This is a genomic window from Streptomyces sp. NPDC003032 (assembly GCF_053591415.1).
This window is the reverse complement of the sequence record NZ_JBSFTT010000013.1, coordinates 52,705-74,320: the sequence shown is the minus strand read 5'-3', so window position 1 is coordinate 74,320 and position 21,616 is coordinate 52,705. Positions and strand designations below refer to the sequence as shown.

18 protein-coding genes and 2 pseudogenes are annotated in these 21,616 nt (G+C 70.5%); 15 read left to right on the top strand and 5 right to left on the bottom strand.

What is annotated here, in order from left to right; translation table 11 throughout:
- Nucleotides 1-7 precede the first annotated feature (7 nt).
- The 3 genes and pseudogenes from ACWDZ7_RS19965 to ACWDZ7_RS19955 all read left to right on the top strand — a co-directional run.
- On the top strand, nt 8-688 hold the full coding sequence (locus ACWDZ7_RS19965) for a TylF/MycF/NovP-related O-methyltransferase (protein WP_451798533.1): 681 nt from the start codon (nt 8-10) through the stop codon (nt 686-688).
- 105 nt (nt 689-793) lie between these two features.
- A complete protein-coding gene (locus ACWDZ7_RS19960) occupies nt 794-2,032 on the top strand; it encodes a nucleotide disphospho-sugar-binding domain-containing protein (protein WP_451798531.1) in 1,239 nt (412 codons plus the stop codon).
- Nucleotides 2,033-2,371: 339 nt separating this feature from the next.
- Nucleotides 2,372-2,762: pseudogene (locus ACWDZ7_RS19955) on the top strand (IS701 family transposase); the annotation flags it as partial.
- Between the two features lie 211 nt (nt 2,763-2,973).
- Here ACWDZ7_RS19955 and ACWDZ7_RS19950 read toward each other — a convergent pair.
- From ACWDZ7_RS19950 to ACWDZ7_RS19940, 3 genes are read right to left on the bottom strand one after another with little or no spacing between them, the layout of a single operon-like run.
- Nucleotides 2,974-4,191: a nucleotide disphospho-sugar-binding domain-containing protein gene (locus ACWDZ7_RS19950; protein ID WP_451798529.1), complete on the bottom strand. Its 1,218-nt coding sequence runs from the start codon at nt 4,189-4,191 to the stop codon at nt 2,974-2,976.
- Nucleotides 4,188-5,429 (bottom strand): nucleotide disphospho-sugar-binding domain-containing protein, encoded by a 1,242-nt coding sequence (locus tag ACWDZ7_RS19945; protein WP_451798528.1) that lies wholly within the window; start codon nt 5,427-5,429, stop codon nt 4,188-4,190. Before ACWDZ7_RS19945 ends, ACWDZ7_RS19950 begins: the two co-directional genes overlap by 4 nt.
- Nucleotides 5,429-6,679 (bottom strand): nucleotide disphospho-sugar-binding domain-containing protein, encoded by a 1,251-nt coding sequence (locus tag ACWDZ7_RS19940; RefSeq protein WP_451798526.1) that lies wholly within the window; start codon nt 6,677-6,679, stop codon nt 5,429-5,431. Before ACWDZ7_RS19940 ends, ACWDZ7_RS19945 begins: the two co-directional genes overlap by 1 nt.
- Before the next feature lie 225 nt (nt 6,680-6,904).
- On the opposite strand from ACWDZ7_RS19940, the gene ACWDZ7_RS19935 reads away from it, so the two are divergent.
- The 11 genes and pseudogenes from ACWDZ7_RS19935 to ACWDZ7_RS19885 all read left to right on the top strand — a co-directional run.
- Nucleotides 6,905-8,329, top strand: coding sequence for an NDP-hexose 2,3-dehydratase family protein (locus tag ACWDZ7_RS19935; protein ID WP_451798525.1), 1,425 nt, complete (start codon nt 6,905-6,907; stop codon nt 8,327-8,329).
- Nucleotides 8,330-8,395: 66 nt separating this feature from the next.
- Nucleotides 8,396-9,508, top strand: a complete 1,113-nt coding sequence (locus ACWDZ7_RS19930) for a polysaccharide pyruvyl transferase family protein (protein WP_451798524.1) — start codon at nt 8,396-8,398, stop codon at nt 9,506-9,508.
- 5 nt (nt 9,509-9,513) lie between these two features.
- The gene (locus tag ACWDZ7_RS19925) at nt 9,514-10,764 is read left to right on the top strand and encodes a glycosyltransferase (RefSeq protein ID WP_451798523.1); all 1,251 of its coding nucleotides are present in this window, start codon (nt 9,514-9,516) and stop codon (nt 10,762-10,764) included.
- Nucleotides 10,765-10,847: 83 nt separating this feature from the next.
- Nucleotides 10,848-12,158, top strand: coding sequence for a lipopolysaccharide biosynthesis protein RfbH (gene rfbH / locus ACWDZ7_RS19920; protein WP_451798521.1), 1,311 nt, complete (start codon nt 10,848-10,850; stop codon nt 12,156-12,158).
- 56 nt (nt 12,159-12,214) lie between these two features.
- Entirely contained in the window at nt 12,215-13,684 is a 1,470-nt protein-coding gene (locus ACWDZ7_RS19915; protein WP_451798520.1) for an NDP-hexose 2,3-dehydratase family protein, read from the top strand.
- On the top strand, nt 13,668-14,657 hold the full coding sequence (locus ACWDZ7_RS19910) for a Gfo/Idh/MocA family protein (RefSeq protein ID WP_451798518.1): 990 nt from the start codon (nt 13,668-13,670) through the stop codon (nt 14,655-14,657). Before ACWDZ7_RS19915 ends, ACWDZ7_RS19910 begins: the two co-directional genes overlap by 17 nt.
- 467 nt (nt 14,658-15,124) lie before the next feature.
- Nucleotides 15,125-16,258: an acyltransferase family protein gene (locus tag ACWDZ7_RS19905; protein WP_451798517.1), complete on the top strand. Its 1,134-nt coding sequence runs from the start codon at nt 15,125-15,127 to the stop codon at nt 16,256-16,258.
- Between the two features lie 127 nt (nt 16,259-16,385).
- Entirely contained in the window at nt 16,386-16,859 is a 474-nt protein-coding gene (locus ACWDZ7_RS19900; RefSeq protein WP_451798515.1) for a transposase, read from the top strand.
- A gap of 54 nt (nt 16,860-16,913) precedes the next feature.
- The gene (locus ACWDZ7_RS19895; RefSeq protein ID WP_451798514.1) at nt 16,914-17,099 is read left to right on the top strand and encodes a hypothetical protein; all 186 of its coding nucleotides are present in this window, start codon (nt 16,914-16,916) and stop codon (nt 17,097-17,099) included.
- 174 nt (nt 17,100-17,273) lie between these two features.
- Entirely contained in the window at nt 17,274-17,450 is a 177-nt protein-coding gene (locus tag ACWDZ7_RS19890) for a hypothetical protein (RefSeq protein ID WP_451798512.1), read from the top strand.
- A gap of 176 nt (nt 17,451-17,626) precedes the next feature.
- Nucleotides 17,627-18,247, top strand: a pseudogene (locus ACWDZ7_RS19885) (thymidine kinase); the annotation flags it as partial.
- 1 nt (nt 18,248) lies between these two features.
- On the opposite strand, the gene ACWDZ7_RS19880 reads toward ACWDZ7_RS19885, so the two are convergent.
- Nucleotides 18,249-19,061: a VOC family protein gene (locus ACWDZ7_RS19880; protein WP_451798511.1), complete on the bottom strand. Its 813-nt coding sequence runs from the start codon at nt 19,059-19,061 to the stop codon at nt 18,249-18,251.
- Between the two features lie 252 nt (nt 19,062-19,313).
- On the opposite strand from ACWDZ7_RS19880, the gene ACWDZ7_RS19875 reads away from it, so the two are divergent.
- Nucleotides 19,314-20,141 carry a sulfurtransferase gene (locus tag ACWDZ7_RS19875; protein ID WP_451798510.1) on the top strand — a complete coding sequence of 276 codons (828 nt, stop codon included), beginning with the start codon at nt 19,314-19,316 and terminating at the stop codon, nt 20,139-20,141.
- 101 nt (nt 20,142-20,242) lie between these two features.
- Here the strand turns inward: ACWDZ7_RS19875 and sepH are convergent, their stop codons facing one another.
- Nucleotides 20,243-21,340: a septation protein SepH gene (gene sepH / locus ACWDZ7_RS19870; protein ID WP_451515452.1), complete on the bottom strand. Its 1,098-nt coding sequence runs from the start codon at nt 21,338-21,340 to the stop codon at nt 20,243-20,245.
- Nucleotides 21,341-21,616 lie beyond the last annotated feature (276 nt).

Sequence of the window (21,616 nt, the reverse complement as noted above, 5' to 3'; positions counted from 1 at the left end):
TGGACGAATGACCGGCAACAACAGCGCTGTCGCGGCCGACGTGCTGGACGAGCTGCGCACGTGGCTCCTCGACGAGCACGGCGAGACCGTGGACCCGGACCGGCTGGGCTACGTACGGGCCGAGGTGGAGCGCATCGTGAAGGAGGACGTGCCCGGCGCGATCGTCGAACTCGGCTGCTTCCGCGGCGCGATGACCCTCTGGATCCGCAGCATCCTCGACTCCCTCGGTGACGACCGGGACATCCACGTCTACGACTCCTTCGAAGGGCTCCCGGACACGGCCGAGCAGGACGAGATCGTGCTGCCGTCCGGACTGATGGCCGCGACTCCCGAGGAACTGCTCGCGACCTTCGAGAAGTGGGGCAGAGCCGCCCCCCACATTCACCCGGGCTGGTTCGAGGACACCCTGCCCGACGGGCTCCCGGAGCAGATCGCCTTCGGCTACCTGGACGGCGACCTCTACACCTCGACGGTGGTCTCCCTGGAGACCTGCGTGCCCAAGCTGGCCCCGGGGGGTGCTCTGCTGCTCGACGACTACGCGGACCCCGAGGCGAACCCGAGGACCGTCGTCAAGTTCCCCGGCGTCAAGCAGGCCAGTGACGAGTACTTCGGCGCCGCGTCACCGGTGGAGGTGCTAATCGGAGAAGGCGACCTGGCGTACGGGCGGTACGTCCGTCCTGCCGCCTGAACAGGCTGAACATCCCTGCCACGGGGCGGCGGACCCGGAACCGGGTCCGCCGCCCCGTGCTGTCCCCGGACGTCCCCGCGCCCGGCCTTGAGTAGGAGACCTCTTATGCGCGTCCTGTTGACCACCTCCGGCTGGGCCGGCGACTACGTCTGTCTGGTCCCGTTCGGCTGGGCCCTGCAGGCGGCCGGCCACGAGGTCCGGGTGGCCTGCACCCCGGCCCAGACAGCCGCCGTCCGCGGCGGCGGACTCGTCCCGGTGCCCGTCCTGGACGCCGCCGACATGATGCGGATGGCCCGCCTCGGCCACCTGCTGAAGTCGGCGGCCGGCAGCCGCATCGAACCCGGTCTACCGTTCCCGCTCCATCCGGTGACCGACGAGCCGGTCGGCAGCCTGGACGAACTCGACCTGACCGCCCTCCAGATGGAGCTGTGGCTGCCGCTGGCCGAGGCGGCCAGGCGGAGTGCCGACGGCATCGTGGGGTTCGCCCGCGCCTGGCGCCCGGACCTCGTACTGCACAGCCTCAACAGCGAGGAGGGGCCACTTGCCGCCCGGGCCGTCGGGGTCCCCGCGGTGTACTGCCCGCCGGGCTTCTTCGGCGCCGTGGAGACCGGCGCCCTCGATCTCGGCCCCGACGACCCGACCGGCAACTTCCCGCGCCACGGCCTCGCCCTCTGGTCGCGCGCCGGCATCCGCACGGTCGTCGACCCCACGCCCGGCGGTGTGGCACTGCCGCACGGTGGGGCCGACGTCCACGCCGTGCGGTACGTCCCGTACAACGGCGCCGGCCACCTGCCCGAGGGGCTCGACCGGGACGGACGGCGGCGCGCCGTGGTGCTCTGGGGGCGTTCCGGCAGCGGCATCTTCGGCACCGAACTGGCTGCCCTGCGGTACGCCCTGGAGGAGACCGCCGCCCTCGGCCTCGACGTGCGGCTCGCGGCCGGCGCCGACCAGATCCGGGCGCTCGGGCCGGTGCCGGACGGCGTCAGCGTCCTCGGTCAGGTCCCGCTGCACCTGTTCCTTCCCGGGGCGGACGTCCTCATCCACCACGGCAGCGCGAACGTCCTGATGAACGGCCATCTCGCCGGAGTCCCCCAGATCGCCCTCGCTCTCGCGGACGACACCATCGAGGTCAGCCGCCGTTCCGACCGCACTGGCGCCTCTCGCACCCTGCCCGGCCTGCTCGTCTCCCGCGCCCAGGTCGCCGAGGCGGTCGCTGCGGCTCTGGACGACGGTACACAGCGCGAGGCGGCCCAGCGGACGCGTGCCGGTCTCCTCGACCGGCCGTCGCCCGCCGGGCTGGTCCCGGTGTGGGAGGAACTGGCCCTGGGGACGAGGGCCGGCTGAGCCAGCGAGCACGAGCACCGGCCGACCGGGCGCAACGGCGTTGGCACGCGACCGGCCCCAGCGTGCCCGGCCTCCGGCAGGAACCCTTGGTACCACCACTTCGGCCAGCCGTTCGCTGTCCGTCTCGGTCGAAGGTCTTTGCCAGGACAGTGAGCCCGGCTCTGTCGCCGGGGACCTTGCCGATCTCCACCTTCCGCCGGTAACGCTTGTCCCACTCCGGCGCGATCAGCGCACGCGGCCAGTCCCCGTCGGCCTCGGCCGATTCCTCCCACGCGGCTCGCAGTGGTCCGCCGACCAACTCAAGTCGGCCGAGCGTACGCACCGCAGAGAGCACATGGGTGGCATCAGTTCGCTGACGGCCCCGACTTGTTCTACGCCGTGGCAGTGCCCAAGTCGCAGCAGATCCACGGCCCGCGCATCGACTGCCTCACCGGCCAGGGCCCGTCCGAGGCTTGGCATCGTCTGGATGCTCGCCCGCCGCAGCATCACCTGCCCCGAGGGGATCGCCTACTGCCTGGCCAGTGCCCCGTTGGATGCCATCGTTGCCGACCTGGCCCGCGTCGCGGGCTGCCGCTGGAAGATCGAGGAGTGCTTCCAGAGCGCGAAGAACGAGTGCGGCCTGGGCCAGTACGAAATCCGCCGTTGCGTCGGCTGGCACCGGCACGTCACTCTCGTCATGCTCGCGCACATCTTTGTCGCGGCGATGGTCGGCCAGGCACGCGAAAGGGGGGGCGACACGGCCGCCCCCCGTTATCTTCTTCGCGGTCCTGGAAGAGGGCCGCTGGCCTCCGGGCCCGGCATGACGCGAACACGCAGTCAGATGGTCACTCTGGAGACGCCGTCACCAGGCACGCGCCCCTACACTGGCACTGCATGCGGCGTGGTCACACCTCCCCACCCAAGCCGTTGGCCAGCACTGATGCGGAAGCGTGACTGGAGTACTAGGCGGCTATGGCCACCAGCTGAGGTACGACTTCCGCAGGGCTCGGACGGGACTCGATGTCTTCGCGGATCACCCGTGCCGCGTCCTTCAGGGACGGGTCGGTCAGCAGACCGGCGGTGAGGGCGCGGACCTCGTCCGGCTCGGCACGGAGCCCGGGCAGGGCGAGCGCGGCGCCCGTGCGGGCGATACGTCCGCTGACCGTGATCTGCTCTTCGTTGAGAGGCAGGGCCAGTTGCGGCACCCCGCAAGCCGCCGCCGTCATCAGGGCGTTGACGCTGCCGTGGTGCACGACGCCGTCGCTCCGGTCGAGGAGCAGGTGCAGCGGGAAGCCGTTGAGTACGCGCACTCCGTCCGGCAGGGGGCCCAGCTCCCGCACCTGCTTCGGGTGTGCGGTCAGGATCACCTCGGCACCGGAGTCGATTCCTTGCGCCATCGCGGCCCCTACCGCTCGGGAGGCCGACGCCTCGGCACCCGACGAGCTGCCCCACAGCACGGTGAGCCGGGGCCGGGTGCGCGGTGAGAGCAGCCACGGTTCCACCCCGCCGGGCCCGTTGTAGGGGACGTACCGCATCGGCAGCCGGCGGGCGGAGCCGGCCGGTGGCAGTGCGAGGGAGGGCGAGGTGTCGATGAGGTACTCGATCTGTCCGCCGTCCCACGGTCTCTGCCCGTACCTGACGAAGGAGCCGGACGGGTCGCCGTCCCCGAGGTCGACGCCGGGCTCGGTCTCCACGGTGCCGAACAGCCCCGGGGGGAAGTACACCGAGGGAACATCGGTCAGCCGGGCGGCGAGGGCGCCCTCCGGTGTCATCAAGTCGTGCAGCACCAGGTCGGGATGCCAGCTGCGGGCGAACCGCACGGCTCCGTCGTAGCTGCGCCGGATCGCGTCGTGGCAGGACTCGAAGAAGAAGGGTGCCTCCCGCTCGATGTCGAACTCGTCGAGTGAGACCACTGGTTCACCGGTGTACGGATGAAGGGGAAGGGGATGGCCCGGCGAACCGGCCATCGCTTCCAGGTAGTTGGTCATCCGTAGAATGGTCGGCATGTCGGCGCTGTCGAGCACCGCAGCGGGGACGAGCCCGGCCCGGCTCACGGAGCGGGCCTGGCCGGGGGTGCAGGCCACCCGGACCTCGTGCCCTGCGGCCCGCAGCGCCCGGCCCAGCGGCATCATGCAGAAGTAGTGGCCCCGCCAGTCCGAGGCGGTGAACAGGACCTTCATCGGACCGCCGGCTTCCTCGTGGCCAGCTTCTCCAGCTCACCCACGAGATCGGCCGGGGTCGGCCGGGCGTCGTTCTCGGCGCGCAGTCGTCGGGCCGCCTCTTGGTAGGAGGGGCCGGTGAGCACCGCCGACACGGCCCGGCCGACCTCCTCCCGGGTCGCTTCGAAGCCTGGCAGGGTGACACACGCCCCGGTCGGCTCCATCCGCCGGCCGAATTCCCGCTGGTCGGTGTTGAGCGCGAGGCCGACCTGCGGTACCCCGGCAGCGGCCGCGTTCAGATAGCAGTTGTCGCTGCCGTGGTGGATCAGGACGTCGCAGACTTCCAGGAGCAGGTCGAGCGGGAAGTCCCGCAGCACCCTGACCTCCTCGGGCAGCGGACCGAGCGCCTCGACCTGGGCGGGGCTTGCCGTCAGGACGACCTCGGCACCCGCCTCCACCGCCGCGTCGACGGCGTACCGCAGTGTGGGGACCTCGGTGCCGAAGAGGCCGGAGGCGGAGTTGCCCCACAGCACGCACACGCGCGGTCGGTCCCTGGGCTCCAGGACCCAGCCGGGCAGGGTGCCGGTGCCGTTGTACGGGACGTAACGCACCGGCAGGCGGCGGGCTTCGCCCAATGGCGGCACCGCGTCGTCCGGCGAGGGATCGACGACGTAGGCGATGTCGGCCCTGCTCCACGGACCGACACCGTGGCGCTCGAAGGAGGCGAGGGGGGTGGCTGCGGTCAGGTCGAGCCCCGGGACGGTCTCGACGGTGCCGAAGAGACCCGGTGCGGCGTACACGGCGGGAATGCCGAGGACCTTCGCGGCCAACGCGCCCTCCATTGCCATGACGTCGTGGACCACCAGCTGGGGCTGCCAGGCCTTCGCGAATTCCACGGCGCCGTCGCAGCTGCGGGCCACGGCTGCCTGCGCGTCCTCGAAGAAGGTGGGCGCTTGCGACCGCACGTCGACGGCGTCCAACCGCTCGATGGGTTCCGCGGTCAGTGGGTGCAGCGGGTTGCCGGGCAGAGTGCGCTGTGCGAAGAGTGCTTCCACGTACAGGTTCATCCGGGCCATCGTCATCATGTCGGGACCGTCGAGCACCGGTACGGGGACCAGCCCCGCATCGCTGATCGCGTCGGTCTGACCGGGGGGACAGGCCACCCGGACGTCGTGGCCCGCCGCCTGCAGGGCCCAGCCCAGCGGCACCATGCAGAAGTAGTGGCCCCGCCAGTCGGAGACCGTCAGAAGTACGCGCATCACACACCAACCCTCAGCTCGTGGCCGGCCTCGGCCAGCTCCTCCAGCTCCGCCACCAGATCGGCCGGGGTCGGCCGGGCGGCGTTCTCTTCCTTGATCCGGGCGGCGGCCTCCCGCCGGTCCGCGTCCGACAGCATCGCCGCGGTCGCGCGGTCGATCTCCGCCCCGTCCGCCGTAAGGCCCGACAGGACGACCGCCGCGCCGGTACCGGCCATTCGTGCTCCGAACACTTCCCACTCGTCGCTGAGCGTCAGGGAAAGTTGCGGAACACCAGCCGCTGCTGCCGTCATGAAGGCACTTGCCCCGCCGTGGTGGATGATCATGTCGCAGGTCGGCAGCAGCAGATGGAGCGGGAACTCCCGCAACACCCGCACGTGGGAGGGCAGAGGCCCGAGCGAGGCGACCTGCTCCTCGCTCGCGGTGAGCACCACTTCGGCCGCATGCGCCGCCGCTGCCCGTACCGCGTGACCGAACGCCGGCACGTGGGGCCCGTACATCGCGGTCGCCGAATACCCCCAGAGGACACAGATCCTGGGCCCGGCCGCCGGTTCGTGGAGCCAGGGGGGCGATGCGCCCGGGCCGTTGTACGGGACGTAACGCACCGGCAGCCGGAGTGCGGTGCCGTGCGGCGGCAGCGCGCCGTCCGGCGACGGATCGATGACATGGCTGATCTGGGTGCGGTCCCACGGCTCGGCCCCGTGCCGGGCGAACGAGCCGGTCGGGTCCTCCAGGCCGAGGTCCACCCCGTGCTCTGTTTCCGCCGCGCCGAACAGGCCGAGCGAGTGGTACACCGCCGGGACCCCGGCGAGCCGGGCCACCAGGGCGCCCTCCGGGGCGAGCAGGTCGTGCACCACCAGGTCGGGCCGCCAGGCACGGCCGAAGGCGACGGCCGCGTCGTAGCTGCGTTCGATGACGCCCGGCATTTCTGCCCAGAAGCGGGCGGCCGCGCCCGCGGCGTCGAACTCCGCGAGGTCCTTCAGGGGCCTGCCGGTGACGGGGTGCGGGGGCAGACCCGGCAGCGGGCTGCGGCCCTCGACGGCCTCCTGGTAGCGGGTGAGCCGGGCCCAGTACGTCAGGTCCGGGCTTTCCAGTACGGGTACCGGGATCAGTCCGGCCTCCCGTACCGCTCCGGCCTGGGCAGGGGGGCAGGCCACCCGGACGTCGTGGCCTGCCGCCTGCAGGGCCCAGCCCAGCGGCACCATGCAGAAATAGTGGCCACCCCAGTTCGACACGGTGAACAACACCCGCATGCAGGCCTCCTCGGCGCTCGGTGGGCAGTGCTGTGCGCGCCAAGCGTTCCGGGCGCGTTCGTGGTTCGCGCCGAGCGTCCACGGGCCCTCTGGATCCGCGCTCGGGCCGTCGTGGAGTGCCCGGCCACGGGGCAGCGGGGGGCGTGAGCGCGATTCGATCGGTCCTCCACCGTCCTGGCCCAGCCTCGGCCCGGAACGCAGGTCCACGAGCGAAGGAGTGCAGCCATGAAGCGATCCGCCGCGCAGAGCCGGCCGCGCACGACGGCTCTCCCCGCAGACCGTGCCGTGCGCTTCACCCGGTCCGCGCTGGTGCGTGACAGTACGGTGACGCCCAACAGCCGTCTGGAGGAGTGGCTGTACGAACACCAGCGCGACACGAGCTGTGAGATCGACATGGTCCGGCTCGACCAGCTGTCCGGCTGGCGGATCCTTCCGGACAGCGGAAACCTCATCCACGACTCCGGCCGGTTCTTCTCCGTGACGGGTCTGCGGGTGCGCACGGGCTCGGCGGCGCACGGCAGTTGGGACCAGCCGATCATCAACCAGCCGGAGATCGGCATTCTCGGCCTGCTCGCCAGGGAATTCGACGGGGTCCTGCACTTCCTGGTCCAGGCGAAGATGGAGCCGGGAAACATCAACCGGGTACAGCTGGCGCCGACCGTTCAGGCGACTCGCAGCAACTATGCGGGAGTGCATCGGGGCAAGGGCATCACCCACATCGAGTACTTCACCGGTGCCCGACCCGCCGCGACACTCTACGACGTGCCGCAGTCCGAGCAGGGCGCCTGGTTCCTGCACAAGCGCAATCGCAGCATGGTCGTCGAGACCACCGGCGAAGTGCCGCACGGAACCGACTTCCGCTGGCTCACCATCGGCCAGATCCGTCGGCTGCTGCACCGCGACAACCTCGTCAACATGAACACCCGGTCCCTGCTCGCCTGTCTGCCGTACGCCGTCGACGGCAGCGCGTACGAGGACGCCGACCCGTACCGGCGCAGCATCCTTGACTCGCTGGCCGAACCCGACCGCGCGGTCCACGAACTCCGCCACGTGCGGAGCAAGCTGACACAGGTCAAGGCACACAGCGAACTCGTCCGGGAGACCCTGCCCCTGTCGGCCGTCACGCGCTGGTACCGCGATGGCCACCGGATCGCGCACGAGGACGGCAAGTACTTCCGCATCGTCGCGGCGGACATCCGCACGCGGGCCCGCGAGGTCGCCCGCTGGAGCCAGCCGCTGATCGAGCCCGTGGGCACGGGGCTCGCCGCATTCCTGGTCCGGCGCATCGACGGGATCCTGCACCTCCTCGTACGGGCCCGGGTCGAGGCCGGTCTGCCGGACGTCGCCGAGTTCGGCCCGACCGTGCAGTACACGCCGGGAAACCACGAGACGCCGCCTCCGTGCCTGTCGGCCGCCCTCGACGCCCCTCCGGAGCGGATCCGCTTCTCCGCCGTTCTGTCCGAGGAAGGAGCGCGCTTCAAGGAGGCGCAGTGCCGCTACCTCGTCGTGGAGGTGCCGGACGGATTCGAGACGCCGGAGCCTGACTTCGTCTGGATGAGCCTCGGCCAGTGCGGCCAACTCCTGGAGCACGGCTACTACTTCACCATCCAGGCCCGAACTCTGCTGTCCGCTGTCCACGCCACTTGGTGAACCGTCCGGTGGTCCCCGGAACCCGGTGACGACCCGCCAGGCCCCCACGAAATGGAGACACCACCCATGCCGAACAAGCGCCCGCTCTACTACCTGGTCTCACCCGCCGGGGTGCCCAACTTCGGCGACGAGCTGATCGCCGCGACCTGGCTGCGCCAACTCGGCCAGAACGCACCGGACGCCGACGTCGTCCTCGACTGCGTGAACCCCCGGCAGGTGCATCCCTCGTTGCTCGGCCTGCACCCCCGGCTGCGCCTCACCGACACCCTCTGGCAGGTCTGTCTGCGCAACTGGGACGAGGGTGCGCTCGCAGCAGCCGGCGTCGCCCAGTGGGCGGTGGCCAACCCCGAGCAGACCATGGACCTCGCGGAGGGCATGCAACTGCTGCTCACCGCGGATGTCATCCATCTCCTCGGCGGTGGCTACATCAACGACATCTGGCCCGCCTACTTCGGCCTGCTCGCAGGGGTCGCCGCAGCGGCCGAACGCTCCGGCGCCCGCGCCGCGCTGACCGGCCAGGGCCTGTACCCGGCCGCCGACGGAACCGCCGACCTCCTCGCGGAACTGGTCGGCAGCTTCGAGGTGTTCGACGTACGCGACCAACCGTCCGCCCAGCTCGTCGGCCCTCGCGCCACGTTGACCGGCGACGACGCCTTCCTCGGCGGAGCGGGACGGCTGCGTGACGGAGCGTTGCCCGAGGTAATGGTCTCGGTGCAGTCGCTGCTCTCCGAGGTCGAGGACGGCCGACTGCTCGACGCGATACGCCGGGGCATCGACGCCTGGGGCGTCACCGAGGTCGGCCTCCTGGAGTGCGCCCCCGGCCAGGACGCGGACATCCTCGCGCTCGCTGAGCGAGTCCTGCCGGTGGTAGTACGCCGCTTCTCCGTCGCCGAAGTCCTCGCGGACGGCTTCCCCGCCGCCCCCGGACAGACCTGGATCTCCACGCGCTTCCACCCGCACCTGGTCGCCGCCGCGGGCGGTGCCAGCGGAGTTGCCCTCAGCGTGCACGCCGACTACTACGGCACCAAGCACCGCTCCCTCGCCGACGCCGGTTCGCGCTGGCATCTTCTGGACGGCTGGGAGCTGCCGGAGCGTCCCACCGCCCAGGGCTTCAGCCCCGCTGACCTCGACCGGCTGCGCACCGCCAAGGAGCAGCTCGCGGCCCGGATCTACGGCTGACCGACATGCGGATCCTGTTCACCACCTGGGCCCCCGGCTCGCATCTGCTCCCGATGCTCCCGCTGGCCCGCGCCTGCCAGACCGCGGGACATGAGGTGCGGGTCGCGGTACTGCCGTCCTGCGTACCGACAGTGCGGCAGGCGGGCCTGACGCCGGTGCCCGTGGGTGCGGAGCCCGGGCGGGGCGCCGCCTCGTTCGGTGCCGGACCCGCGGGCGGCGGCCCCTGGCCCGCCGACTGGCCTTTGCGCGTCCGGGAGTTGGCTCCCGAGCAGCGGGCGCTGCTCGACGGGATCACGGCGCGCCAGTTCGCCACCGCTGAGCATATGGCCGACGAGGTGACTGCGTACGCTCTCCGGCTGCGGCCCGATCTCGTGGTGCACGACGCCGCCACACACGTGGGCCCGCTGGTCGCGTCGGTGCTCGGCGTACCGTCGATCGCCCATCTGTGGGGCAGCGCGGCCGTGCTCCGCATGGACCGGGTGGATCTGGGCGACGAACTCCGGCCGGAATTCCGTGAGTTGTACTCGACGCATGGCGGCGAAGCGGGGCACGAGCCCCGGTGGTGGCTTGACCCGTGCCCGCCGAGCCTGTGGCTGCCGGTGCCGGGAGTGCGGCGCGTGGCGGCCGGGTTCGAGCCTGCCCGCGCATCCCGCGCATCCCGCGCATCCAGCGCGTTGACCGCGACGCGGTCCGGCCGCCCGCGGGTGTGCCTCATCTGGCCCGGACCGCGGGTGCCGGGTGTCGTGACGGGGACGGCGGCGCGGCTCGCGGCGCGGGGGGTCGAGGTGGACCTGGTGCTTGACCCGGCGGCGGCACGGACACCGGGCGAGCTGCCCGACGGGGTGCGCGTGGTGAGCGGGGTGCCGCTGGACTCCGTACTCGCCGGGGCCGCGGCCGTGGTCCACCCGGGTGACGGGCCGGGCGTACTGGCCGCTGCCCGGGCAGGGGTGCCCCAGCTGGTGCTGTCACCGCGCCCCGAACAGCTCGTTACGGGTACCCGGCTGGCCGCCGCGGGTGCGGGCCTGCACCGGGCGCTGCCCACGCTCCTGGTGGCTGAGGAGCCGGTGCGGCTCGTGGTGCACGACGTACTCGAACTCCTGGAGTCCGCCGACGCCCGCGTGGCGGCCGAACGGCTCAGGGACGAGGCGGCACAGATGCCGGGACCGGCCGAGGCAGTGGCGCTGCTGTCGGCGACGGCGGAGGAGGGAGCCGCGGCAAGAAGCGTGGGACACCACCGTCTGTCGAGTGGAGATTGAGCCGGCTGCCGAAGAGTGCGGTGCGGACAGGCAGCACGAGCGAAGTCGGCCGTCGGCGCGACGGGGACGAAGGGGATGCAGTGATGAATGTGCACAAGGAGCTCGTGCTCGACGAGGTCCGCAAGTTCCACCAGGACCAGGAGCACCAGGCGGACGGGGAATTCGTCCCCGGCGTCACCGAAATCTGGCCCTCCGGCGCGGTCCTTGACGCGGACGACCGGGTGGCCCTGGTCGAGGCGGCGCTCGACATGAGGATCGCGGCGGGCCGCAGCTCACGGAAGTTCGAGTCGGCCTTCGCCCGCCGGATGAAGCGGCGCAAGGCTCATCTGACCAATTCGGGTTCTTCGGCGAACCTGCTGGCGCTCACCGCCCTCACCTCGGACCACCTGGAGGAGCGCCGGCTGCGTCCCGGGGACGAGGTGATCACCGTGGCGGCGGGCTTTCCCACCACCGTCAACCCGATCCTGCAGAACGGGCTGATCCCGGTCTTCGTCGACATCGACCTCACGACGTACAACACCACGGCCGAGCGGGTCGCGGCCGCGATCGGTCCGAAGACCCGGGCGATCATCATCGCGCACGCCCTCGGCAATCCGTTCCCCGTCGCCGAGATCGCCCAACTGGCGGAGGAACACGACCTGTTCCTCATCGAGGACAACTGCGACGCGGTCGGCTCGCTCTACGAAGGGCGGCTCACCGGCACCTTCGGCGACATGGCCACGGTCAGCTTCTACCCGGCCCACCACCTCACCATGGGCGAGGGCGGCTGTGTGCTGACCTCCAACCTGGCGCTGGCCCGGATCGTGGAGTCGTTGCGCGACTGGGGCCGGGACTGCTGGTGCGAGCCCGGCGAGAACGACAAGTGCCTCAAGCGGTTCCAGTACCACATGGGCACCCTGCCGGCCGGCTACGACCACAAGTACATCTTCTCGCACGTCGGGTACAACCTGAAGGCCACCGACATCCAGGCCGCGCTCGGGCTGAGCCAGCTCGGCCGACTCGACTCCTTCGTCGAGGCCCGGCGCGCCAACTGGCAGCGGCTGCGCGACGGGCTGGCCGACGTGCCGTGGCTGCTGCTGCCGGAGGCGACGCCCCGCTCGGAACCGAGCTGGTTCGGTTTCGTCCTCACCGTCGACCCCGGGGCACCGTTCAGCCGGGCCGCCCTCGTCGACTTCCTGGAGGGCCGCCGCATCGGCACCCGTCGGCTCTTCGCGGGCAACCTGACCCGCCACCCGGCGTACATCGGAAAGCCGCACCGAGTGGTGGGCGACCTCACCAACAGCGACGTGGTGACCGAGCAGACCTTCTGGGTCGGCGTCTACCCCGGTCTCGGCGAGCCCCAGCTGGACTACGTCGTCGAGTCGATCCGCGAGTTCGTGACCAAGCACGGCTGAAGCGCCGTACCACGCATGAGATCCGTGACCTTGCACGGATGAGGAGGAGAGCAGCAATGTCCCAGCTCGCGAAGGAGACCGCGCTGAGATCGCGGGAGAACGCGGGGCTGTCGGCCCGGCTCGCCCGCTCGGCCGCCACGACCGAGGGCTCGTGGCTGACCACCGGGGAGTTCGCCGACTGGCTCGCGGCCCGGGCCGGGGCCCACCGCTTCCGGGTGGAACGGATTCCGTTCGACGCCCTCGACGGCTGGTCCTTCCAGGACGGGACCGGGAATCTGGTGCACCGCAGTGGCCGCTTCTTCTCCGTGGAGGGGCTGCACGTCACCATCGACGACGGTCCCCACCGGGAGTGGCACCAGCCGATCGTGCATCAGCCCGAGGTGGGCGTCCTCGGCATTCTGGCCAAGGAGTTCGACGGAGTCCTGCACTTCCTGATGCAGGCCAAGATGGAACCGGGCAACCGCAATCTGCTGCAGCTGTCGCCCACGGTCCAGGCGACCCGGAGCAACTACACCAAGGTCCACCAGGGTGCGGACGTGAAGTACATCGAGTACTTCAATGGGGAGGAGCCGAGCCAGGTGATCGTGGACGTGCTCCAGTCCGAGCACGGCTCCTGGTTCTACCGCAAGAGCAACCGCAACATGATCGTGGAGGCGTTCGACGAGGTGCCCCTCGACGACGACTTCTGCTGGCTGACGTTGCGGCAGATCGGTGAACTCCTCGCGCGGGAAAACGTGGTGAACATGGACACCCGCACCGTCCTCGCATGCGCCCCCTTCGGCGGCCCCGCACGCCGGGACCGGGCGGACGACTCCTTCCGGGCCGCGCTGCTGCGTTCCTCGGACCCAGCAACCGGCGCCCTGCATTCGGACACCGAACTGCTGTCCTGGTTCACCGGCCGACGCTCCCACTACGACACCCGCGCTGAACGCGTACCCCTGACGGACCTCCCGGGCTGGCACCGTACCGCCGACGCGATCGAGCACCACCAGGGCCGCTACTTCAGGGTGGTTGCCGTCCGCGTCGAGGCGGGTGGCCGTGAAGTCCCCGGCTGGACACAGCCGTTGATCGAACCGGTCGGGCAGGGGGTGGCCGCCTTCTTGGTACGCGTTCTGGACGGGGTGCTGCACGTGCTTGTCCAGGCCAAGCCGGAGGGCGGCTTCCTGGGAACGGTCGAGTTGGCGCCCACGGTCCAGTGCACGTCGGGCAACCACGACGAAGCCCCGCTGTTCCTCGATGAAGTGCTCGCGGCGGTGCCCGGACGGATTCGCTACGACACGGTCCACTCGGAGGAGGGAGGCCGCTTCCTGCATGCGGAGACCCGTTATCTGGTGGTCGAGGCCGAGGAGCCGACGGAGCCGGGCGGCGGGGCGCCCTCCTGGCACGTCCCCGACGACTACGCCTGGGTGACGGTCGGCCAGCTGACCTCGCTGGTACGTCACGGTCACTACGTCAACGTCCAGGCCCGTACGCTCCTGGCCTGCCTGAACTCCCTCGGATACGGTTCCGATGACGTCGACGGCTGACGGGGCGGCCCCCGTGCGCTTCGGAGTGATCGGCTGCGCTGACATCGCCCGGCGGCGGATGCTGCCGGCGATGGCTGCGGAGCCGGGTATCGAGCTGGTAGCAGTGGCCAGCAGGGACGCGGCCCGCGCGCGGGAGACAGCCGAACCCTACGGCTGCGGCGCCCTGTCGGACTACCGCGAACTCATCGAACTCTCCTGCGTCGACGCCGTTTACGTTCCCCTGCCGATCGCGCTGCACTCCGAGTGGGTGGCCATGGCCTTGGAAGCGGGCAAGCACGTCCTAGCGGAGAAGCCACTCACCGACGAACCGGAGGCCACCGCACGGCTGCTGAGGCTGGCCCGAGAACGCGACCGGGTCCTGATGGAGAACGTCATGTTCGTCCACCACCCCGTGCACGCCGCAGTGCGCCGCCTGGTCGACGAGGGGGCGATCGGTGAGCTCCGCTCCTTCAACGCCACATTCACCATCCCCGAACCAGCCCCGGGCGACATCCGTTACAACCCCGATCTCGGCGGTGGTGCTCTCCTGGACATCGGGTACTACCCGGTGCGGGGTGCGCTGCACTTCCTGGGCGACCGCCTGGAAGTGGCCGGCGCGGTACTGAGCCGTGGCCCGGGCCGACGGATCGAGACGTCCGGCGCGGCCGTGCTGCACCGGACGGACGGAGTGTTCGCCCAGCTGGACTTCGGCATGGCGCACGCCTACCGGTCCAGCTACGAACTGTGCGGCAGCAGCGGCCGGATTCGCGTCGGCCGGGCGTTCACCCCACCTGCGGACCGTTCCCCGGCGGTGGTCCTCGAACGAGCCGGGGCGGAGCAGCTCATCGACTTCGCACCCGCCGATCAGGTCACCGCGACACTGAGGGCCTTCTGCGGCGCTATCAGGACAGGTGAGGGGGTGGACGGCGCAACCGTCCTGGCCCAGGCTGGTCTGCTCGCCGCGATCCGCAGCACCGCATCCCAACAGCGTTGACCCCGGCTGTTCAGCGGAATTGGGTGATCTGACGCCCCGATAGCAGAAAGGTGCCGCTGACCTGCAAGGATGCGAGTGTCTAGGCCGTATCCGTCGCGAAAGTCGGGGCACCTCAGTCCCATCTGAGCCGACCCAGAACGCATTCACCCCGACGAAGACCAGGAAGGAAGAGTCGAGCACCACCCCGGGCCCGTGGAACCCGGCGCAGCCGCACCGTCATGCGGCGGCCCGCCTCGAACGACACGGGGACATTACGGGCGAACCGTCGAGCCAATCAACGACCGAGCCCCGCTGTCGAATCGAGGTTGATGAGGTCCGTCTCCGTGGGAATCCGATCTGGTGCCGGCGGCTTTTCGCGAAGAGAGAGCCAACTGCGGTGTCTGCTCCAGCGGTGTTCGAGACGCCGTCGCTAGCGTCTGCCCGGCACCGGGGCAACAGGCGGCCGCGCAAAAGGGACAAGGGGAAACATGACAACCAAGACCGAGAACGGCAAGCCGCGACGACTGCCCTCATTGACGGGTGCCCGGTGGATTGCCGCGCTGTTGGTCTTCCTGAGCCACGTAGTGCTGTTGGAGAACTTGCTCGCCAAGGATGCCACTCTGACCACTCTGACCAGGGTGTTCGGGCACGCGGGATCGACTGGGGTGGAGTTCTTCTTCATCCTCAGCGGTTTCATGCTTGCCTGGGCAGCCAGACCGGGGGAGCGTAAGTCCGCGTTCTGGCGTCGACGGTTTTTCAAGATTTACCCGATTCACCTGGTGACCTGGGGTGCCGGGCTGTTCCTGGCCATAGTGTTCAAGCAGGCGGACGCCGTCGGCAACCCCGTACCCAGCCTCTTCCTCCTGCATTCCTGGCTGCCCACGGGGGAGAGTCCTAATTCTCCGTCCTGGTCGCTGTCTTGTGAGTTCTTCTTCTATCTGATGTTTCCGTTGCTGCTCGGGCGGGTCAACAGGATTCGCGAGACCCGCTTGATGTGGTGCGCCGGTGGGGTCGCATTGGTGGTCATTGCCTTGCCGTTCCTTGCGCAGCTGCTGCCCTCTCAGCCCTCCTTCGCCGTCAACGGCACCAGCGTCCCGGCCTTCCAGTTCTACGCGGTTTATTTCCTGCCTCTGGCCCGAGTGCCGGAGTTCCTGCTGGGCATCGTGGTGGCCAGGCTGGTGTTGAGCGGCAGGTTCCCAGCGATCGCTCCGCGCTCGGCGATCCTGTTTGCCCTGGTGGTCTACATCGCATCGTTCAAGACGGGTCCCATCTTCGGTGTGGCCGCACCGATGGTCATCCCGTTGGCCGTGGTCATCGGTTCGCTGGCCAGGGCGGATATCGAGGGACGATCGACGCGGCTGGCCTCGCCCCGGTTCGTTTGGCTCGGCGAGGCAAGCTTTGCCTTCTACCTGGTGCACTGGATGGTGTTGCACTACGGGCACATCATTCTGGGCGGGGGGACGTACGGTGTGGCGGTGGCCACCCTCATCGTCGTCGTGCTTTTTGTAGTTTCCCTTGGTCTTTCGGCTGCCCTGCTCCATTATGTGGAGCGCCCGATCATGAGCCGCTTCAGCACGTCGAAGACTTCGAGCAGGATCCAGGCCACCGAAGCCATGCCGTGAGAACACGCGGGTCGACTCCATTGCGTATATTGAAGCTTCCCCTTGATCGACCCTGCTGGCCAATTCACATGGCGGTTCAGCTGGGCTTCGGCGGGGGCTCATTGTCGCGATGCGCAACAGGGATTCGTTGGGCGAGACCTTCGCGGATGCGGAGTTCGCCGATTTGTTCGCTCGGCGGGGGCATCCTGCCTTGTCAGCGGGGTTCGTGGCGATGGTGTCGGTCCTGCAGTACACCGAAGGGCTCGCTGACCGGCAGGCCGCTGACGCGGTACGGGGCAGGATCGACTGGAAGTACTGCCTCGGGCTGGAGTTGACCGATTCCGGCTTCGGCGCCTCCGTGCTCAGCGAGTTCCGTAGCCGTCTGGTCGGCAACGACTCCGCGGGCCGCCTGATGGACCGGGTCCTCGAGGTGCTGGCCGGCCGGAAACCGCTGGGGCCCGGGGGCACGCAGCGCACTGACGCGACACATGTGGTGGCGAACATCCGGCTGCTGAACCGGCTGGAGCTCGTAGCGGAGGCGATGCGGGCGGTGTTGGAGGCTCTGGCGGCCGTGGCGCCGGGCCAGCGATTACCGGCTGTCCCGGACCGAGGCCACCCGTGACGTACTCGCCCGTACGGTCGGCCAGGACGGCGTGCCACTGTCCCCGCGGTCCAGGTGCTGCGGCAGGTCTGGATTCAGCAGTACCGGTACGACAACAGTGCGGCATACGTGCTGAGGGCGGCCAAGGAGCTACCGCCGGGCTCGGTGTCGATCGGCAGTCCGTACGACATCGAGGACCGATACAGCATCAAACGCGGCATGGCCTGGCGCGGCTACAAGGCCCACTTCACCGGGGCATAGGGCTGTGGTGCGGAGTCCGGCGGCGATGTTGGTGTGGCCGGTGGCGCGGAGTTGGTTGATGGCGAAGCTGCGGAGGGTGGCCATGTTCTCCGGGCTGTGCCCGGTGTGGATCTTGGAGGCGTCCTCGCGGAAGGCCGTATCGCGGACAAAATGCAGACGGTTTTCGATCACCCAGTGTGCTCTCAGGATCTTCGTGATCCGCTCAGCCTCGATCCACCGCGGGACCACCGGCCGGCGGGCGCCATCGCCACCGGCGCCCGCCGCCTCACCCTCCACCTGCCCGAACGCTGGCGCTGGGCCGACGACTTCACTGACCTGTGGACAGCGACCGGACAGCGCATGGTCACCTGACCCGCGCGACCGCTCTGCCCGCCCACGACCCGAAAGACCTCGGAGACCCCCCGCACCGGACGGCCACTCGGCGATCACCGCTGCCCGCACCTCGAAGGAATACTGAGAACCCGCCCAACACCCGTGATCAGAATTCACGCGATGGATCGAGGCTCAGAAATGGTGGATGCCCCAGCAAAAGGACGCCGGCTCTGCAGATCGAGCACAACCGCTCCGCCCGCGGACTCCAGGGGATGATCTTCACGCGGGACGACCGCGCGGGCGAGGGCAAGCTCTCCTCGCGGCTCGGTCTCGTCACCGTCGCCATCGAGGCGGCGGACGACTTCGACTTCTACGCCCATCTCGTCGACCACCTCTCCCAGGGCGGCCGCGCGGACTACGTGATCGCGGACGAGGCACAGTTCCTGGCTCCGGAGCAGATCGACCAGCTCGCGCGGGTCGTCGACGACCTCGGCCTCGACGTCTTCGCCTTCGGCATCACCACGGACTTCCGCTCCACGCTCTTCCCGGGCTCGCAGCGCCTGGTCGAGCTCGCCGACCGCGTCGAGGTGCTCCAGGCCGAGGCCCTGTGCTGGTGCGGCGCCCGCGCCACGCACAACGCCCGCACCATAGGCGGCGAGATGGTCGTCGAGGGCGCCCAAGTCGTCGTCGGCGACGTCAACCAGTCGGCGGACGAGGTGGGTTACGAGGTCCTGTGCCGCCGCCACCACCGGCGCAGGACGACGGCGGCGACCGCACGCGCGGGCGCCCTCTCGCCGGACGTCCTGCCGGTGGACGCGGCCACCGCCCGCGCCTGACTCAGGCGCGGGCGTGGGAGCGTACGACGGTGAAGACCGCGCCCTCCGGGTCGGCGACTGTCGCCTCCCGGCCGTGGGAGCCGTCACGGGCCGGCTTGATGAGCTGGCCGCCGAGTTCGACGACCCGGTCGACCGCCTCGTCCACGTCGGCGACCTCGAAGTACGTCATCCAGTGCGGGCCCCGGTCGCGCGGCAGCGCCTCGCCCACGCCGTGCATGGACGCCACCGGACGCCCGTCGACGAGCAGGGTCAGATAGTCGAAGTCGGCCGAGACGACGGCCTCTTCCGTGTAGCCGAACACGGCTTCGTAGAACGTGGCGACGCTCGCGGTCTCCTGCGTCACCAGTTCGTTCCAGGCCGGTGCGCCCGGCTCCCCGATCACCGCGCTGCCCAGGTGCCGCGCGGCCTGCCAGAGGCCGAACACGGCACCCGTGGGGTCCGACGCGATGGCCATCCGCCCCGCCTTGCCCGCGGTGATCGGGCCCACGCCGACCGTGCCGCCGCAGTGCCGCACCGCCTCGGCCGTCGCGTCCGCGTCGTCCGTCGCCAGATAGGGCGTCCAGGCGATGGGCAGATGCCGGTCGGGCGGCAGTTGACCGATGCCGGCCACCTCCCGGCCGTCCAGGAGTGCCCGCACATAGGGGCCGAGCTGCTCGGGACCCGGCCGGAACTCCCAGCCGAAGAGCGCTCCGTAGAACTCCTGGGTCGCTGTCAGGCCATGCGCCATCAGGCTCACCCAGCAGGGTGTGCCAGGGGCGTTTCGACCGGCTCCCGTGCCGTCGCGCTGCCCTGCGGACGCCTGTGCCTCGGTCATCGTCACCCTCTCCTCGGCCTTCGTGGTGGCCGCTTCACTTCCGCTCCCGAACGCGCGCACCCTCGCCGCCGCGTATGCGCCCCTGCAGATGCTCGCACCACCTGATCCGCCGCGCGTCCCGGCCGCGCCGCACTGCCGGGCTTCTCGCGGAGGATGCCCGTTTTACGGTGTCTCATCCATCGGGCGGGGTCCGGCGGAGCAGGGTAACCGGACCTTGGCCGAACGGCCACCCCATGCGCAAGGATGGGACCCATGAACGCCATCATCTCCGCATCCGAACTCGCGAGCGACCTGGCGGGCGAGAATCCGCCGGTCCTGCTCGACGTCCGCTGGCAGCACCAGGGCTCGATGCGCACCGCGTACGAAGAGGGGCACATCCCGTCGGCGGTCTTCGTCGACCTGGACGCCGACCTGGCAGGACCCGCGGGGGCCGGTGGCCGGCACCCGCTTCCCGACGTGGACCACTTCGGTGCCGTGATGCGGGCGGCGGGCGTCTCGCCGGACCGGGACGTCGTGGTGTACGACGGTGGCCAGAACTGGGCGGCCGCGCGCCTGTGGTGGATGCTCCGCTGGACGGGGCACGCGTCGGTACGCGTCCTTGACGGCGGTCTCGCCCTGTGGACCGGCCCGCTGGAGCAGGGCGACGGGGTGGCCCCGGCGCCGGGGTCCTTCGAGCCGGCCCCGAACAGCACGGACTTCCTCGAGGCCGACTCGGCCGCCGCCCTGGCCCGCTCGGGTCTGCTCCTGGACGCCCGCGCGGGCGAGCGCTACCGCGGTGAGGTCGAGCCGATCGACCGGGTGGCCGGGCACATCCCGGGCGCGGTGTCGGCCCCGACCACCGAGAACGTAGAGCCGGACGGCCGCTTCAAGCCGGCCGCCGAGCTGGCGGACCGCTTCAAGGCGCTCGGCGCCTCCGGCACGTCGGAGGTCGGCGTCTACTGCGGCTCGGGCGTCTCGGGCGCCCACGAGGTGCTCGCCCTGGCGGTGGCGGGGATTCCGGCCGCGCTGTACGTCGGCTCCTGGTCGGAGTGGTCGGCGGACGGCTCCCGCCCCGTCGCCACGGGCCCGGATCCGCAGTAGGCCACAGGACACGCGTAAGGGCCCCGCACCGGCAGGTGCGGGGCCCTCACGTCGTACGTATGACCAGTCCTGGTACGTATGACCAGTCCTGGTACGTGCGACTACTCCTGCTTCTTGCGGCGCGTGCCGAAGACGATCTCGTCCCAGCTGGGCACCGCGGCGCGGCGTCCGGGGCGCACCCCGTCCGCCTCGGCCTGGCGGTCCGTGGAGCCGACGAGGCGGTCCCGGTGGCTGGCCACCGAGCGCGGCATGAGCACGTCCGCGTACGCCGAACCGGCGCCGGCCGACGCCGCGGGGGCCTCCTCGGCCTCCGGCTCCTGCTCGGACTCCTCCGGGGCGGGCGGCGGCAGTTCCGTGGTGGTCGTGACCGCGGGCCGCTCCGGTACGACCATGTCGCCGCGGAAGCTGGGCACCGCCTCCAGGAGGCTGGTCAGCGAGTCGCGCTCCTGCTCGGCGACCGCGGGCCCCGCATCGTCGCCCTCCTCCGCCGGATCGCCGGGGGAGGGGATGCTCTGGCGGTCGAGCTGCCGGTCCAGGGCGCGGTCGAGCGGCCGGTCCAGGGGGCGGTCCCGGGGGAGCCGGGCGATGCGCGGCACGAACGGGAAGCTGGGCTCGGGCGCCGCGATGTCGTCCGTCTCGCCGATCAGCGAGCGCGCCTCGTCGTCCACGGCCTGCACGAGCCGCCGGGGCGGGTCGTACGTCCAGCTCGCGGAGTGCGGCTCGGTCGCGACGCGGTAGACGAGCAGGACCTCCCAGGTGCCGTCGTCACGGCGCCAGGAGTCCCACTGGACGGATTCCTTGTCGGCGCCGCGCAGCAGCAGCCGCTCCTGGACCGCCTCGCCGAGCTGGGGCCCCGTGTTCTCACCGGGGCGGCGCACGGGGGTCTTTCTGGCACGCTCCGCCATGAAGGCCCGCTCGGCCAGCACCGGTCCTTCGAAGCGGCGGACACGATCGACGGGGATTCCGGCGAGCTGGGCCACTTCTTCCGCGCTGGCACCGGCACGTATCCGCGCCTGGATGTCGCGCGGGCGGAGGTGGCTCTCCACCTCGATCTCGATCTGTCCGAGTCGGGGCCGGTCGCCGCGGACGGCCGCACGCAGCCGTTCGTCGATCGGAAGCGTGTACTCCGTGCTGTCCGCAGCCTTCAGCACCAGCCGTGTGCCGTCGTTGCTGACGGCCACGACACGCAGTTCGGGCATGGGGACCTCCCGGGTGGTGCCTGCCGACGTCACGTGCGTCGCTGCTTCCGCTAGTCGAGTGTGGCCTGCCCGGGTGCAGCCTGCCACAACCTTGCCGAGTTGCCCGGCGTGTCGGGCGGGGGCCCTGGATCGCCGTTATGGCACGGTTACCATTTTGCAACGCTAAGTGACGACGTTCGTCACCCTGTGCGGCCAGCCCCCCACCCGGCGGTTCTGGAAGGCCCCGGGCACCCTGGCGGGAGACCGGACCCAGGGCTCGCAACAGTACTCCATTCG